This is a genomic window from Neptunicoccus sediminis (assembly GCF_001719615.1).
GTDB lineage: Bacteria > Pseudomonadota > Alphaproteobacteria > Rhodobacterales > Rhodobacteraceae > Amylibacter > Amylibacter sediminis.
Genome location: NZ_MDVX01000001.1, coordinates 818,252 through 833,474, shown reverse-complemented (window position 1 = coordinate 833,474; position 15,223 = coordinate 818,252). Strand labels below are relative to the sequence as shown.

The 15,223-nt window shown below is 52.9% G+C and carries 15 protein-coding genes and 1 pseudogene; 13 read left to right on the top strand and 3 right to left on the bottom strand.

Annotated features, from left to right (window positions below; translation table 11 throughout):
* Window positions 1–621 precede the first annotated feature (621 nt).
* The 12 genes and pseudogenes from BFV97_RS03995 (at window position 622) to BFV97_RS18365 (ending at window position 12,536) form a co-directional block, all read left to right on the top strand.
* Window positions 622–990, top strand: coding sequence for a plasmid mobilization protein (locus BFV97_RS03995; protein ID WP_069298986.1), 369 nt, complete (start codon window positions 622–624; stop codon window positions 988–990).
* Complete coding sequence (locus BFV97_RS03990) at window positions 977–1,963, top strand: relaxase/mobilization nuclease domain-containing protein (RefSeq protein WP_069298985.1); 987 nt, start codon at window positions 977–979, stop codon at window positions 1,961–1,963. Before BFV97_RS03995 ends, BFV97_RS03990 begins: the two co-directional genes overlap by 14 nt.
* A gap of 238 nt (window positions 1,964–2,201) precedes the next feature.
* The gene (locus BFV97_RS03985; protein ID WP_069298984.1) at window positions 2,202–2,588 is read left to right on the top strand and encodes a nuclear transport factor 2 family protein; all 387 of its coding nucleotides are present in this window, start codon (window positions 2,202–2,204) and stop codon (window positions 2,586–2,588) included.
* A gap of 135 nt (window positions 2,589–2,723) precedes the next feature.
* Window positions 2,724–3,431, top strand: a pseudogene (locus BFV97_RS18370) (IS6 family transposase).
* A 465-nt stretch (window positions 3,432–3,896) separates the two neighbouring features.
* Complete coding sequence (locus tag BFV97_RS03980) at window positions 3,897–5,462, top strand: ABC transporter substrate-binding protein (protein ID WP_069298983.1); 1,566 nt, start codon at window positions 3,897–3,899, stop codon at window positions 5,460–5,462.
* Between the two features lie 74 nt (window positions 5,463–5,536).
* The gene (locus tag BFV97_RS03975) at window positions 5,537–6,514 is read left to right on the top strand and encodes an ABC transporter permease (RefSeq protein WP_069298982.1); all 978 of its coding nucleotides are present in this window, start codon (window positions 5,537–5,539) and stop codon (window positions 6,512–6,514) included.
* Entirely contained in the window at window positions 6,511–7,347 is an 837-nt protein-coding gene (locus BFV97_RS03970) for an ABC transporter permease (protein ID WP_069298981.1), read from the top strand. Before BFV97_RS03975 ends, BFV97_RS03970 begins: the two co-directional genes overlap by 4 nt.
* 5 nt (window positions 7,348–7,352) lie before the next feature.
* A complete protein-coding gene (locus BFV97_RS03965) occupies window positions 7,353–8,996 on the top strand; it encodes an ABC transporter ATP-binding protein (RefSeq protein ID WP_069298980.1) in 1,644 nt (547 codons plus the stop codon).
* On the top strand, window positions 8,993–10,267 hold the full coding sequence (locus BFV97_RS03960) for a 3-isopropylmalate dehydratase large subunit (protein ID WP_069298979.1): 1,275 nt from the start codon (window positions 8,993–8,995) through the stop codon (window positions 10,265–10,267). Before BFV97_RS03965 ends, BFV97_RS03960 begins: the two co-directional genes overlap by 4 nt.
* Window positions 10,267–10,812, top strand: a complete 546-nt coding sequence (locus BFV97_RS03955; RefSeq protein WP_069298978.1) for a 3-isopropylmalate dehydratase small subunit — start codon at window positions 10,267–10,269, stop codon at window positions 10,810–10,812. Before BFV97_RS03960 ends, BFV97_RS03955 begins: the two co-directional genes overlap by 1 nt.
* Window positions 10,813–10,819: 7 nt before the next feature.
* Window positions 10,820–11,686, top strand: a complete 867-nt coding sequence (locus BFV97_RS03950) for an isocitrate lyase/PEP mutase family protein (protein WP_108721634.1) — start codon at window positions 10,820–10,822, stop codon at window positions 11,684–11,686.
* Window positions 11,687–11,735: 49 nt separating this feature from the next.
* Window positions 11,736–12,536: an IclR family transcriptional regulator gene (locus BFV97_RS18365; protein ID WP_083225479.1), complete on the top strand. Its 801-nt coding sequence runs from the start codon at window positions 11,736–11,738 to the stop codon at window positions 12,534–12,536.
* On the opposite strand, the gene BFV97_RS19230 is transcribed toward BFV97_RS18365, so the two are convergent.
* Window positions 12,418–12,924 (bottom strand): transposase, encoded by a 507-nt coding sequence (locus BFV97_RS19230; protein WP_108721622.1) that lies wholly within the window; start codon window positions 12,922–12,924, stop codon window positions 12,418–12,420. The genes BFV97_RS18365 and BFV97_RS19230 overlap by 119 nt on opposite strands.
* A 121-nt stretch (window positions 12,925–13,045) precedes the next feature.
* Here BFV97_RS19230 and BFV97_RS03940 point away from each other — a divergent pair, with 121 nt between their 5' ends.
* Complete coding sequence (locus tag BFV97_RS03940; RefSeq protein WP_069298976.1) at window positions 13,046–13,273, top strand: hypothetical protein; 228 nt, start codon at window positions 13,046–13,048, stop codon at window positions 13,271–13,273.
* Window positions 13,274–13,889: 616 nt separating this feature from the next.
* On the opposite strand, the gene ruvA is transcribed toward BFV97_RS03940, so the two are convergent.
* Together ruvA and ruvC are read right to left on the bottom strand one after the other, a co-directional pair.
* On the bottom strand, window positions 13,890–14,576 hold the full coding sequence (gene ruvA / locus BFV97_RS03935) for a Holliday junction branch migration protein RuvA (protein WP_069298975.1): 687 nt from the start codon (window positions 14,574–14,576) through the stop codon (window positions 13,890–13,892).
* Window positions 14,573–15,097: a crossover junction endodeoxyribonuclease RuvC gene (ruvC, locus tag BFV97_RS03930; RefSeq protein ID WP_069298974.1), complete on the bottom strand. Its 525-nt coding sequence runs from the start codon at window positions 15,095–15,097 to the stop codon at window positions 14,573–14,575. Before ruvC ends, ruvA begins: the two co-directional genes overlap by 4 nt.
* Window positions 15,098–15,223 lie beyond the last annotated feature (126 nt).

Below are 15,223 nucleotides of genomic sequence, written 5' to 3'. Positions count from 1 at the left end.
AGCAGCTTGCGACCTGCCCTGTCATGGGCGTGTGGATGTCTGACGTCAGACATGGCAATGTCCGCTATGGGAAAGTTGCACTGCGGCGAGGCGATCAGTCGCCAATGGCAGCTATGGGCCGTTCGTGTCGTTCAACACCTATGGCCGTTTTCGTCATTCAACCTCGTTTGATCGCAAGTCTGGCATGCCGGACTACTGAGCCGTTTGCGGCAAAGGTCTGCGCTCCATTGAAAGAACAACGAGTGAAGGCAAAACCCGCAGCAAATGACGTATCCCTTTCGAGGAATGATAGTCCCTAGATATTTTCCCGCCGAAGATTAGTTCACTTCGATAGCCTGATGGTTTGCCAAAAGACCCATCCAGATCTGCCTTGGCTTCAAGAGGTCTATCTTTGGTTCTCTTGTCCAAAACAATGTAAATTTGGGTTCCTTAAGGTAGTCAATTCCACCCGTTCACGCCCCCTTAACCCTGCCTTCCCACCTGTTTTCCCAGAGACGTTGTTTAGCGGATAGCGAGCCATGTTTTTGCACTGCAAAAACGCTCGCCTTCCCTCGCGGCGCTCGAGTCGGATGCGGTGCGCGCTGTGCTTGCACCTTGTCTGCCAACTGGTGGGAAATGGATATGGGAACCAAGGGCAAAGGCGGGAGGCCGCGTGTGAGGAACAAGCGGGATCAACAGATCACCGTGCGGCTGACCGAATGCGAATATCGAAAGCTTCAGCAAGCGGCCTCAGGGAGCAGTGTCGCGGCTCTGGTGCGGGATCGGTTGCTTGGCCTGAGCATGGAGAGCGTGCCACAGGTTCCTCTCGTAAACCGTCAGGCTTGGATTGAGCTTAGCCGGACGGCCTCGAACCTGAACCAGATGAGTTATCACCTGAACACGGGCGGCCGTCCCGAGGTCGATCGCATTCTGCCCCTTTTGTATTTGTTGCAGCGGGATCTCGAACAGGTCCGCGCCGAGTTGATCGGGGGTGGTCATGGCCATCGGTAAACTGACCAAAGGTGGAAGTGCGGCGGGTCTTGTTGAGTACCTGCTGGCAGAACTCGATCACAAGGGCGAGATCCGACACCGCGCGGATATTGTCGGGGGAACGCTCGGCTTTGAAGAGGACGCCGCCAAGACCCATCTGGACGCTTTCAAGAACCTGCGTCCCAACCTGAACCGGAACATGGTCCATCAATCGATCTCTCTGACGCAAGAGGATCGGGAACTCAGTGACCAAGAGTGGGCACAGATTGGCGACCTCTGGGCCGAACGGATGGGTTTTGAAGGCTACATGACCGTCTGCCACGAGGATCATATCCACATTGCGGCCAGCCGCATCCGGCTCGATGGCAGTGTGGTCAGCGACTCCCATGACTACCGCCGCAGTGAAGCCGTAATTCGTGAGATTGAAGAGCGGTTTGATCTGGTCCGCGTGGACCCGTCCCATCTGCTCGACCCTGACAAGGCGCGGGATCATATCACAGCGCCAAAGCGCGGTGAGTTCGAGATGGCCCATCGGGGTGTGATCTCCACCAAGGCCCAACTGCAAGGTCTGCTGAAGGATCTGAGCTCCGCACCGATCACCGCCACCGACTTTGTAGAGGCGCTGGAGGCCTGCGGCGTGGATGTGCGCCCGAATGTCTCCGAGACGACTGGCAGGCTCTCCGGCTTCTCCTTTGGGCTTGAGGGGCATCACATATCCGCCTCCAAGCTCGGCCGTAGTTTCACCTTAAAGAATTTAACAGAAAGAGGGTTTTCCTATGAGCCAGACAGAGACTTTCCGGCAGTTGTCACAGCAAAAGAGCGCAGCCTTGGCCACGCCACTACAGGAGGCATTGGCACAGACCCGCGCGTCGAACACACAGACACAGGCGCGGATCGGGTTCGGCTCACCCTGACATCATCCAGACCTATGCGGCCACCGGGCGTGACCGCTTCCCAGTGTTGCTGTTCAGTTCGGAGAATGACCTGCCCGTAATTTCAGGCGTGGTGCCCTATATACATGAACGGTTGGAGAACAATGCCTTTCCCTGTCGCTGGAGAAAGGTGCCAGGTTACGGCCATTTCTACCCCTCGGAGGCGGCACTGGAGAGCGGTGGCACGGTGCTAGAAGAGCTTCTTGATTTTCTCAATGAAACCACTGGCCATGCGGCAATGACGTCTCCCCAACGATCAAACGCAGCCTGAAACAACGCACCCAATCAACGGAAAACCCAATGAAAGACGTGATTTCTAGTCCGACACAGTCGGCGCTAAACAGCCTGTTTGATGCCTTCAACGCACATGACCCAGAAAGCGTCTCAGCTCATTTTACCGCTGATGCGGTCTTTGACCGGCATGCGGGTACCGCACCGCATGGCGATCGTCATACCGGACCCGAGGCCATCGCGCGCGCCATGGGCGACACATTTTCCGCCATGCCGGATGCTCATTGGGCGGTTCTGGGTCATTGGGACTGCGCCCCGGGTCTGTCGGTGTCGCACTGGGTTTTCACGGGAACAGCTTCCACCGGCCAGCATACCCTCTGTGAGGGCCTCGACCTTTACACCTTCGAGGGCGGGCTGATCAGCCGCAAGAACGCCTTCCGAAAACAAACAAACTGAGACATGCCATGAATGACCACGCCTCTTTCCATATTCTTTCCAACGCCGAACCTGTTGACCTGATCGCTGCATTTGAACGGACGAGATCGTCAAGTTGTTGACGGTTGCCCCAGTTGTCCTTAGCCGCAGACCAAGATCAGCCAGATTTCCCAGCCCCGTCTGAAGGGACACCGCTTCCCTCGCTCCATCATTTCGTACGCGGTTTGGGCGTATCATCGCTTTGCGCTCAGTCTGCGCGACGTCGAAGATCTACTTGCTGAGCGAGGCGTCGTCGTAAGTTACGAAACGATCCGGGCCTGGGTCGGAAAGTTTGGCATTCAGATAGCAAAACAGGTGAGAGCAGCCCGTCAGCAACCTTCCGACAAATGGCATCTTGACGAAGTCGTGGTTACAATCCGAGACGAGAAACATTGGTTGTGGCGTGCCGTGGACAGCAACGGCGAGGTTCTTGACGTCCTTGTGTAATCAAGGCGGAACGCACGGGCGGCGAAGCGCTTCATTTCCAGACTGGTAGCTCGCTGGGGTCGACCCCGGGTCATCGTAACGGACAAACTGCGCAGCTACGGGGCAGCACTGCGAAAGCTTGCGTTGGACGGGGATCATCGGGCGCACAAGGGACTCAACAATCGGATCGAAGGATCGCACAGGCCAACACGGAAGCGGGAGAAGATCCCGGGCCGTTTCAAATCGGCCCGGCAGGCCCAAAGGTTTTTGAGTGTTCACGATGAAACCTCAAACCTGTTCCGCCCATGCCGCCACAAACTACCTGCCTCGGCCTATCGCCAAAAACGGACCGACGCATTTCAACATTGGAACGAATGTGCCATCAATCTGGTTGCTTGAAACGTCCCAGATCGTACACTTCTTCAACGCTCAAAATAGCCCGACAATGCTTAGGAAGGAGTTTTGACGCTGGGTTATTTTGCAAACATCATCGGAAAGAACATTCATTTTCTAGTCTAAACCTGCGCTTGATTGGCCCGAATTCATTCAGATTGTGAATTAACGCAATAAAAGTATGAGGAGTATTCATAGAAAATAGTTTTAGATTATAACATTGATATTAAAAGTAAATATTTGGGATTTCGAAGATCTCACTTGTAAACGGGACGTACCATGAGTGTCCAAAAAGGCTTCCGTACTTTCCTAACTTAATAGCCCTCCACTCCGACAAAGCCCAACTCGTCGCTGCACAAGCAACCGCTTGACTGGCACGAGCGACTTGGTATTTTATTTTTGAAACATGTTTCATTGAATGAAACTTTTGCTTTTTTGCCGCACTGGCCGATTAGTTTTGGGAGGAAGATTATGAAGTTACTTAAAATCGTGGCTGCGCTTGCGCTGACCGCACAAATTGCAAATGCCGCAGAGCCAACGGAAGGCGGCACTCTTCGCCTTATCGCGCAGCCCGAGCCACCGATGTTGATGCTTGGATTGAACCAACAAGGCCCTACACAATTTGTGGCGGGCAAAATTTACGAAGGTCTTCTGCGTTACGGGACTGATATGTCTGTGTTGCCGGGACTGGCACAATCGTGGACTGTCTCCGAAGACGGACTTGTTTATACATTCGAGCTTCAAAACGATGTAGTCTGGCATGACGGAGAACCGTTTTCTTCCAAAGATGTGGTGTTTTCATTGTCCAAGTTCCTGCCGGAGGTTCATCCGCGTGCCCGTGGTGTAATGGGACATGTGAAAGACATTACGGCGAAGGGCGCTAACACAGTCTCTATCGAGTTGAACGCACCGTTCCCGGCATTTCTTCAATCGTTTGAGGTTTCGAGTGCCCCGATTGTACCGGCGCACATTTACGAAGGAACGGATTATCGCTCCAATGCCGCCAACGAAACGCCTATTGGCACGGGGCCGTTCAAATTTGACGAATGGCAACGCGGTTCGTTTATCCGGCTCGTTAAGAACGACCAATACTGGCAGGACGGCAAACCTTACCTGGATGAGATAGTCTTTAACGTTGTGCCCGATGCTGCTTCGCGGGCAGTCGCCTTTGAAACCGGAAAAGTTGATGTTCTTCGTGGCGGGGATGTCGAGTATTTTGATGTCCAGCGGCTGGCTGCACTTCCAGATGCTGAGACAACAAACGCCGGTTGGGAGTTCCTCTCTCCGATTACGTGGATTCAGTTTAATCTAAGAAATGAACCGATGAATGACGTGCGCTTTCGTAAGGCGGTTTGGCACGCGATTGACCGGGAATTTATTGCGAATGCAATCTGGATGGGGTTTGCTGACCCCGCAGACGGACCTCTTCCAGCTAGCTCTCCCTTCTATAAAGAAAACCTTCCTGCCGCTGACTACAATCCGGACAAATCGCGGGCTTTGCTTGACGAAATGGGACTCACTCCGGACGAAAACGGTGTTCGTACAACGGTTCGCTATCTCAGCCTGCCCTATTCCGAAACCTATATCCGTATGGGCGAGTACATACGCCAGCAACTGCGCGAGATCGGTATTGAACTGGAGGTAACGCAAACCGATGTTGGCGGTTGGGCGCAGTCTTTGGGCCAGTGGGATTATGATATGACCGTAAACCTGCTTTACCAGTACGGAGATCCGGCTCTTGGTGTTGAGCGGGCTTATGTATCGAGCAATCTTGTTAAGGGCTCCCCGTCGGCAAATGTTTCTGGCCTCGACAATCCTAAAATCGACAAAGTCCTGTCCGAAGCTGGAACTGCCACCAGTACTGATGAGCGCATGAAACTCTATGCCGAGTTTCAACAAACGGTCGTTGACGAAGCTTATTTTGGCTATCTCGTGCGGGTTAACTTTCCCACCGTCTACAAAACCAAAGTTCGCAACCTTGTCGGTAGTGCGATTGGTTTGAACGATACGATGGCTGATGTCTGGATCGCCGAATAATCCAATCTAGAGCCGCTCACCCGGAATGCCGACTGCCTCCGGGTGAGCGCAAATTTACAACTGGAATCCCAGACATGAACCGACTTTCCTATTTAATCGGTCGCTTGGTTAAAGGCGTCTTTGTCATACTCGCGATCGGGGTGTTAGCCTTTCTCGTTATCCGCCTTGTACCGGGCGACCCTGTTGCGGTTATAGCCGGTAAATCAGGTGCCGTTGATGCCGAATATATGGACAATCTCAGGCAGAAGCTGGGTTTGGATCAGCCGCTCGTTGTACAACTGGGAATTTTCCTAAAGGGTTTGGTCCAAGGTGATCTTGGCCAGTCGTACAGGCAAGGCGCACCGGTTTCGGCTATTATTCTGGAGCGTTTGCCGGCCACCTTGCTCCTAACGCTTAGTGCTTCGGCTATCTCGATTTTGTTGGGTGTCCTTGCAGGCGCGATGGCCGCCCGTCGCCGCGGCACCTGGGCCGATAGCGCTATCGGCACTCTGGCTTTGCTTTTCTACGCAACGCCCCTGTTCTGGATGGGGTTGATGGCGATCCTTTTGTTTTCTCTGGTTTTAGGATGGTTCCCCGCTTTTGGAATGGTTTCAGCGGATATGCGGTATGAGGGGATCAGACATGTGCTTGACGTTCTTCATCATCTGATAATGCCCATGACCATTTTAGGCTTGTTCTACATGGCTGTTTACGCCCGCTTGACCCGTGCCTCTATGTTGGAAGTGTCTGAAATGGATTTTGTGCGTACAGCACGGGCCAAAGGATTGCCCGAATCCTATATCACCAGACGCCATATTCTTAGAAACGCACTGCTGCCGATTATTACATTTGCCGGTATACAAGCGGGTCATTTAATTGGCGGGACGGTTCTGATTGAAACAGTCTTCGGCTGGCCCGGCATAGGCCGCCTTGCCTTTGATAGTTTACTCCAGCGTGATTACCCTGTGTTGCTGGGTATTTTTATCGTCACCTCAGCCATGGTTGTCATTTTCAACATCCTGACAGACCTCCTTTACACGCTTGTTGATCCCAGAATTGAGGTGAACAAATGAATAGTCCTTTATCCCTTTTCTTTGGCAACCGCGCCGCAGTAATCGCACTGGCTTGCCTTGCAGTCATTACACTCCTCGCGCTCGGGGCATCCCTGATCTATCCACAATCCCCTTGGAAAATGGTGGGTGCGCCTTTTCAACCTCCGGCATGGGGAGGCCATCTGATGGGAACGGATATGTTAGGCCGCGACATCGCTGCGGGCCTTGTGCATGGCGCGCGCGTCTCGTTGTTAATTGGATTGGTGTCCACTGCAATTGCGCTTTTGATTGGCGTTGGTATCGGGGCGGTAGCGGGGTATTTCGGGGGACTGGTGGACGATATACTCATGCGGTTCACCGAGGTCTTTCAAACTATCCCTAGTCTGATCTTCGCTATCGTGCTGGTTGCGATAATGGGGCCTTCTATCAATTCGATCGTTATCGCCATTTCGGTCGTATCATGGCCCTCGGTCTCCCGATTGGTCAGGGCAGAATTTATGACCCTACGCCGCCGTGAATACGTGGAATCTTCACAAGTGTTGGGATTGCCGGGATGGCGCATCATGTTGACAGACATTCTTCCAAACGCGATGGCTCCGGTGATCGTCACGGCCACCTTGATGGTTGCGACAGCGATCCTTATGGAATCCGGGCTTAGTTTTCTTGGTCTGGGTGATCCGGACATGATTAGTTGGGGTTACCAGATTGGTGCAGCTCGGACCATGCTTCGCGCAGCTTGGTGGATGAGCTTCTTTCCCGGCGTTGCAATTATCATCACTGTTCTTTGCCTCAACCTTGTTGGGGAAGGCCTGAGCGACGCGCTTAACCCAAACCTGAAAAGGAAGAAGCCGTGAGACCGATGAACGTATCAAGCGGCCAAAGCTCTGCAGCACACCCTTTGCTTGAGGTGCGAGGGTTGACCGTCGCCCTTCCTGAAGGAGCCGACCGTTCCAATGCGGTGGAGGAGATAAGCTATCAGCTGCACTCCGGAAAAATTACCTGCATTGTCGGAGAGTCCGGTTCAGGAAAGTCCATGACCGCCAATGCAATCATGGGCCTTCTTCCGAAGCCTCATGTGAAGGTTTCGGCTGGGCAGTTGCTATTCAACGGCTCTGATCTTTTAGCGCGCCCCGACAGCGAAATGCGCACCGTTCGGGGCGCGGATATCTCCATGATTTTCCAAGAGCCCATGACTGCTTTGAATCCGTTGCTAACGGTAGGCGAGCAAATCGCTGAAGTATTGTGTAAAAACGGCCCTCTGCCCCGCAAGGAATTGCGAGACCGGATAACAAAATTACTGGCTGATATGAACCTGCCGGAGCCGGAGACCCTACAAGATAGCTATCCGTTCCGCTTGTCCGGCGGTCAACGCCAGCGGATCATGATAGCGATGGCTCTCGCGCTGAATCCGAAACTGCTGATCGCCGACGAACCGACCACAGCACTGGATGTGACGACCCAGAAACAGATTTTGCATCTCATTCGCGAACAGCAAAAGCGCCATGGTATGGGCGTCATGTTTATTACGCATGACTTCGGGGTCGTTGCCGAAATTGCTGACCACATTGTGGTTATGGAAAAAGGTGAAGTGGTGGAAGAAGGCAGCGTCGAAGCGGTGTTAAATTCCCCGCAGCACCCTTACACTCGTAAATTGATAGCCGCCGTTCCAACGCTGGACGATCACGCCTCTACCACACCTTCAGAAGTACCACTTCTGTCGGTACAAAACATTTGTAAAACCTTCAAAACACGCAGTGGGATGTTTACCAAAAAGCGCGAGGTCAATGCCCTGCGTTCTGTTTCGTTCGATTTGCATGAAGGTGAGATTATCGGTTTGGTCGGTGAATCCGGTTCAGGGAAATCGACGCTGGCACGATCGGTGATGCAACTGTCCGACATTGATAGCGGCAAAATCGCGATTAACGGAGAGCAGATAGGATCTTTGGGTCAGAAACTGCCATCCTTTATTCAGTTTGTGTTTCAAGACCCCTACGCTTCACTGAACCCTCGTAGGCGGATCGGATCGGCACTGACGATTGGTCCGATTCATCACGGGGTGCCAAAGGCCGAAGCAATAAGCCGCGCACGCGAAATGCTTGACGTTGTCGGGCTGGATGCGTCTGCAATGGATAGATTCCCGCATGAATTTTCTGGTGGTCAACGGCAGCGAATTGGCATTGCACGGGCTTTGACAATGCAGCCCCGTGTTCTGATCGCAGACGAAGCCGTTTCGGCGCTGGATGTCTCTGTTCAGAAGCAGGTGCTGCGCCTCCTGGAAGACATCAGATTGAAAATGGGCATCGCAATTTTGTTCGTGACCCATGATCTGCGTGTCGCTGCAACGATCTGTCACCGGCTTCTCGTCATGCGAAAAGGCGAGATCGTAGAGGAAGGGCCCACAAGGGAAATCTTCGAAAACCCTAAGAGTGAATACACGAAATCTCTTCTCGAAGCTGTACCTGGGAAGAATTGGCACAAACCTGTTTTGGAGGAACGCGTATGAGCGGTAAAACGATGGTCGAAAAAATTATGGGCCGAATAAGTGGCGGTAATCCTGTATCTGCCGGAGACGAGGTAAAAGTTCGTCCTGATTTTGTGATGGCATATGACTTTCCGGGGTACACCGATGTCATCTTCAAAACTGTGAAAGAAAAATTCGGTCTTACCGAATTGCCGGCAAAAGAACGTTTTGTGATTTTCATTGACCACATGGTGCCGGCGGTTGATCCGAAAGAAGAAGAGTTCCACGAGATGACGCGTTCGTGGTGTCGGGAATTTGACATTGCTTGCGTTGAACGGGAGGGCATTGGGCACCATGTTGCTGGAGAGACAGGTTACGGTGTACCAGGCGCCTTTGCAGTGCACTATGACGGGCATATTTCGCAGCTTGGAGCGTTGGGCTGCTTAGCCGTCAACATGCCGCGCCAAACGCTGACTGAAGCTTTTGTGCGCGAATATATCGACTTTCAGGTGCCTCAAACCATCCGCTTGAATCTGGTAGGTAAGGTGCAACCTGGTGTCATGCCTCGAGACTTATTCCACGGTATAGTTCAAAAGCTTGGAAACAAATTTGCACGGTTCGCGGTTCTGGAACTTGGCGGTGAGGTGATAGATACACTTTCACTGGATGGCCGTCAGGCTTTGACGAGCATCTCGATGTTTACCGGCGCGCTTTCCGCGGTAATCAATCCTGATCAAGCGATGCTCGACTACGCACTCCCCATCGCGCGTTTGGACATTGAGCCGGTCACAAGCGATCCTGATTGTAGATATGCGGCTGTGCACACCGTCGATGTGAGCGATATAGGTGTGATGGTCGCGCAACCGCCATCGCCTTCCCGAACAACGCCTCTGGATGAGGTCTCCGGGCTTGACGTGCAGGTCGGCTACATTGGATCCTGTGCATCAGGACGTATCGAGGATTTGCGCGCCGCTGCCAAAGTTCTGCAAGGCAAACAACTCGCTCCGGGTTTTTCGTTACATGTTGTGCCGACGAGCAAGCGGGTTATGACGAAGGCCGCTGAGGAAGGACTGTTACAGGTTTTCAGCGAATGCGGAGCATTTGTTTCGTCGGCATCCTGTGACTTTTGCTATGGTCGTATTGCAACAATGCGGGATGGGCAAAGGGCCGTCTCTACTGGCACCCTTAATGTCAAAGGGCGAATGGGTAGTCCCGACTCCGAAATATTTCTTGTCAATGCTGCAGTGGTTGCACGGACGGCGATCGACGGGCGCATACCGCGTTCTGAAGATATGATGTCAGAGGTGCAATAATGTTGGACGCAAAGAAGGGCACTCTGCCAAAACTCGAAGGACGCGCGGCATGGAAGTTCGAGGATGAAGACTACGACATTGACCAGATTATCGGGGTAAAGAACATCCGGATTCAAGATTTGGACGAACTATGTAGCATCGCGATGAAAAGCTATGATCCACACTTTCAAAGTTCAATAAGGGTGGGTGATCTTCTAGTTGGAGGGGAAAATTTCGGGTTCGGCCACCCCCATTCCCCGCCTATGAAAGCGATGAGGCACATGGGTATCGGCGGTGTCATAGCGGAGTCCTTTGCTCCGACATATTACCGGGGCGAGACTGCCATGGGCTTTCCTCAAATTACATGTCCGGGAATCCTGTCTGCTGTAGAGCGATGGGATGTCCTGCGCGTCGTCTGGAGTAGCAGCAAGGTCATCAATGTGACGCAAGGCACCGAGATCCCCTTCGAGATGCCTACCAAAACGGAACAGAACCTGCTGATCCACGGCGGGCATATGAACTATTTGTACGAGGCTGTTTCCAATGCAGCTGGTTTAAAGGATTAATAAAATGATGAATAAATCTGAAATGGCAGCAGCCATACGTTCCGGACGTTGCCTATGGAGTGCCGGATGCCACGATGTTCTTTCAGCACTGATTATTGAGAAAGCTGGCTTTGATGTGTTGCTGACCTCGGGCTTTGGCATTTCAGCTTCGCTGCTTGGCCAGCCGGATGTGGAAGTTTATTCCATGACAGAAAACCTTGGCGTTGTGCGCAATGTATCAAACGCCGTTGGCATTCCGGTAATTGCCGATGCGGACACGGGATACGGGAATGCAATCAATGTGATGCGTACAGTACGCGAGTTTGAGCAGGCAGGAGCCGCCGCGATGATCATCGAGGATCAGGTGATGCCAAAGCGCTGTCCCGCTGTTGCGTCCAAGCTAGAGCTGATTACGATTGAAGAAGGTGTCTCGAAAATCCGTGCTGCGGTCGCTGCCAGACAAGACCCAGATACTCTGATCGTCGGGCGCACAGATGCTGAGACGAAAAAGGAAAGTATCCAACGGGCCAAAGCCTATGCCGAGGCCGGTGCGGATATAATACAACCGATCAGTGCGGGTTATAAAAACCTTCAGGACCTTCAGGATCTGAGAAATGAATGCGGTAAACCTCTGTCGTTGCAAATCATGCGTTGGCTGGAGAGTGAGCTGACAGGCGATGAAATCGAAAGCGTAGCAGGCATCGCACATTTCCCGCTTGTGACATTGCTGTCGGCGACACGTGCTATGGAAAGCAGCCTAAATCGCGTGCGCGAAGCGCGGACAACGAGGATACTGAATGAAACCGATCAAATGAGCTTGCCCGACTTCAAGAAGTTTATCGGATTTGAAGAGGTTGAAAGACTTCAGGAAGAATTCATGAAAGATATTGCCTAATTCGCAGTAGAACTTCATGTTTTTGTGACCCTGGAGGATCGAAGCCCTAATGACAGAAACTGCTCAAAAAACTCCCGGTTCGGGAATGCCGAAAGTAAGAGCAATCGAACGGGCGGTTTCTGTTATGCGGTCATTTAATCCCGCAAAGCCCAAGCTGACATTGACCGAAATCGCAAAGGCGACCGGGCTTGATAAGGCGACTGCCCTGCGAATTTTGGGTACGCTGATAGAGTGCGATATGATCGTCCATGATCCGGGCTCGCGACAATACTGGCTCGGGTTTGATCTGTTGTCCCTAGCAGCAAGTGTGCCGGGTCAACATGATCTGCGTCAGATAGCCGAACCCATTTTGCGACAGGTTTCAGTTGAAACCAACTGTCTTGTCTTTCTTGCGACACCGGGCAAAGAAGGAGCGTTATGTGTCGCCAGGGCTGTCATCGACCCACCCGTTCAGGTGCAACTCTGGAACATCGGAGAGGTGCGGCCATACAATCAGGGTGCTGGACCCAAATTGCTATTGGCTCATATGTCACCGGAAGACTGCGACACGTACCTCCAAAAGAAATTACCTTCTGCAAATCCGCGCACGATTACGGATGCCTCAGAATTGTCTGGGATTGTCAAAGAACTCCGCGGATCAAATGAAGCTTTTTCAAAAGATGACATCATTGAGGGTCTAAGTGCGCAAGCGCACACAGTTCGCAATGAGGAAGGCAAAGTCGCTGCGGTTGTCAGTGTTGTGGGTTTGAATCCTGAATTTTCCAGCGAAGGTAGACAACGAATAAGCTTGGTTCTATCCAATGCCGCATCGCGTCTTTCCCAACACCTGTGTGTTGCCGGTTTGTTATAAGTCTGGCGGGATTTACCCTATAGAGGTGGTCGCGGAAATTCGAGCCCGTCGTTAAGGTGTATCGCATAACGAGAGAAATGGTCCAAAATGAAGAAACGAAAGAACCATTCGTTCCCCTGCCACGCGACATCGAGATCTGAATCACTACAACCGCCAACCTCCCGATCTTGGCGTGCAGTTCCTTGACCTCTGCTTCAGTTGGGCCGCTTTGCTTCCCGCCAGAGAACACATCGGCCATCCCGTCGATGGCCTGCCGTTTCCATGTGCTGACCTGGTTTGGGTGCAACTGATGCTTCGCTGCGATCTCCTGCACGGTCTTGTCACCGCGCAACGCTTCCAGCGCCATCTTGGCCTTAAACTGATCTGTAAAATTCCGGCGCTTCGCCATTCTCGTATCCCTTCAAAGGTTTGGGATACACCTTAAGCGACTGTCCAGTTTTCTGGGACCACTTCAATTTGAGGACCACTACCTCGGTCTACTCTCTGGCAGCGGTGAAGTAACCGCAAGAATGGGCGACCAACTACTTGGTGTAGTAAATCAAACCACAAAGCAGCAAATTATACAGTCTATCGCACAAAAATTTGCAGCCGCTGATTACACACCAGAAACGTTTGTGAAGACGGCCAAGGAGTTGCCGGACTTAACAAAGTTGGTACTGGAAAGTAAAGATCTTGAAAGTGCCTCGACCGTAGTATTGACAAAACTGGTCTCGGTATCATCGATACTCGGAACTTAAAACACTGATTCCTTTTGCGCCGTCATTCAAAAAGCACTTGGATTCGACAGATCACAATGCGCTTGGGGCTTTTGAACAAGTTCTGACTGAGCAAAGTGTTGTCGAAGAAAAGAGCGAGAGTATTTTGAAATTAGCGAAGCACATGAAGGTGAACGTCAATTTGCCAAGGCCTTCGAAAGAATAGTCCTTTGGGTTAGGCGATAGGGTGAGGCAAAATGATATGACCTCGATCAATGTCTGCTGTGCAAATGCTGCAGTGTATTGCCGTCGAACTTGGTGAACGTCCGCTAAGGGCCGTTCGAGTAATATTGAAAATTCCGCTTCCTGCGCACTGGTCCCAGCGAAAGTCGGTTCTCCGCACCGTGGTTTCCGACGACACAGTAATACATCAAAAAAACACCATTTCCGCCAATGCATGATGGAAACCGTTTGAGAAGCGATGTGTCTGAGTTACCGACTGCTATGCGAAAGCAATTCTTCAACCGCGAAAAGTAAGATAAATTTGTAGATGCTTTTTGTATCTTATGAACTCCGACCAAGTAATAATATACATTATGGTCTTGACGATATGACCGCCGGAGGCACTTTTTTCCAACCGGCCCGTGTGCCGCACGACTTAAGCTTTCGGCGCCAGCAACCGCAAGGCTGCCTTGATCAGCGCACCGCTGTCCGCTTCGGGGGCGTCACCACCCGCCTGCGCCACGGCCATTGCTGCATCCCCATGACCGTAGCCAAGATTCACAAGCGCTGACAGGGCATCCGCTTGCGCCCCCGCAGAGGCGGCTCCGGCTGACACAGCCCCAGCCGGTTCAGCGGGCGCACTTGTTGCTACCGGAGCTTCAATCACCACAGAATCATCGACCTGCACCTGTTCGGACCCCTGCGCCCCCATCGCAATCACACTGGCTGCCTTGTCCTTCAGTTCCACCACGATCCGCTGTGCCAGCTTCGGCCCCACACCGGGGGCCGCTTTGACGGCGGCCACATCGCCAAGGGTGATGGCGCGGCTGACCCCCTCCACACCCAGCGTTCCGGCGATAGCCAGTCCGACTTTGGCCCCGACCCCCTGCACACTGGTTAACAACCGGTGCCACTCTTTTTCCGCCAGCGTCAGAAAACCGAAAAGTTGCAGGTTATCCTCGCGCACCAGCAGATCGGTGTATAGCGCGACAACACCGCCTTTCGGGGGCAGCGACGATAAGGTGCGCTCGGAGCAAAAGACCAGATAACCGACCCCCTGCACATCGACCAGCACATGATCTGCTGCCTTAAAGTCTACCCGCCCTGTTATCTTGCCGATCATGCGGCCCCCTTTCGCGTTTCCGCCTTGGCCAGTGCCGCATCAAGCCGCCCTGAAAATTGAGCATGATGGGCGTGGCACAGGGCAATCGCCAGCGCATCCGCCGCATCCGGCCCGACCGGATCAATCCCGCCAAGCTGCATCTTCACCATATGAAGCACCTGCTTCTTATCCGCATGACCCACACCGACCACGACTTTTTTAACCGCATTGGGCGCATATTCCGCCACGTCCAGCCCGAATTGTGCCGGAACCAGCAAGCAGATCCCCCGCGCCTGACCGAGCTTTAGCGTGCCAGCGCCATCCTTGTTCACGAATGTATTCTCAACCGCCGATGTCGTCGGCAGGTGGCGCCGGATCACGTCTTCAAGCTGGCTGTGCAGGCTGAGCAACCGTTGGGCCAGCGGACCGCCGGAGGTGGATTTGCAGATCCCGTTGGCCACATGGGACACCCGCGTGCCCGCCACATCTACAATACCCCAACCCAGATTGCGTAACCCCGGATCGATTCCAATAACGCGCATCGCTGCCCCGCCTTGTCGCTGCTCTTGTTGTTATTTTTGCAAGTCGTAGCACGAAACAAGAACATCCGCCAAGCGGAATACGCAAACGCCCGTCCGGTTGATTCGCACATCGGCCGGACTGAAAAA

Coding starts and splice junctions, on each gene's coding strand:
- BFV97_RS03995 (WP_069298986.1), top strand. CDS start 622: ATGGGAACCAAGGGCAAAGGCGGGAGGCCGCGTGTGAGGAACAAGCGG.
- BFV97_RS03990 (WP_069298985.1), top strand. CDS start 977: ATGGCCATCGGTAAACTGACCAAAGGTGGAAGTGCGGCGGGTCTTGTT.
- BFV97_RS03985 (WP_069298984.1), top strand. CDS start 2,202: ATGAAAGACGTGATTTCTAGTCCGACACAGTCGGCGCTAAACAGCCTG.
- BFV97_RS03980 (WP_069298983.1), top strand. CDS start 3,897: ATGAAGTTACTTAAAATCGTGGCTGCGCTTGCGCTGACCGCACAAATT.
- BFV97_RS03975 (WP_069298982.1), top strand. CDS start 5,537: ATGAACCGACTTTCCTATTTAATCGGTCGCTTGGTTAAAGGCGTCTTT.
- BFV97_RS03970 (WP_069298981.1), top strand. CDS start 6,511: ATGAATAGTCCTTTATCCCTTTTCTTTGGCAACCGCGCCGCAGTAATC.
- BFV97_RS03965 (WP_069298980.1), top strand. CDS start 7,353: ATGAACGTATCAAGCGGCCAAAGCTCTGCAGCACACCCTTTGCTTGAG.
- BFV97_RS03960 (WP_069298979.1), top strand. CDS start 8,993: ATGAGCGGTAAAACGATGGTCGAAAAAATTATGGGCCGAATAAGTGGC.
- BFV97_RS03955 (WP_069298978.1), top strand. CDS start 10,267: ATGTTGGACGCAAAGAAGGGCACTCTGCCAAAACTCGAAGGACGCGCG.
- BFV97_RS03950 (WP_108721634.1), top strand. CDS start 10,820: ATGAATAAATCTGAAATGGCAGCAGCCATACGTTCCGGACGTTGCCTA.
- BFV97_RS18365 (WP_083225479.1), top strand. CDS start 11,736: ATGACAGAAACTGCTCAAAAAACTCCCGGTTCGGGAATGCCGAAAGTA.
- BFV97_RS19230 (WP_108721622.1), bottom strand. CDS start 12,924: ATGGCGAAGCGCCGGAATTTTACAGATCAGTTTAAGGCCAAGATGGCG.
- BFV97_RS03940 (WP_069298976.1), top strand. CDS start 13,046: ATGGGCGACCAACTACTTGGTGTAGTAAATCAAACCACAAAGCAGCAA.
- ruvA (WP_069298975.1), bottom strand. CDS start 14,576: ATGATCGGCAAGATAACAGGGCGGGTAGACTTTAAGGCAGCAGATCAT.
- ruvC (WP_069298974.1), bottom strand. CDS start 15,097: ATGCGCGTTATTGGAATCGATCCGGGGTTACGCAATCTGGGTTGGGGT.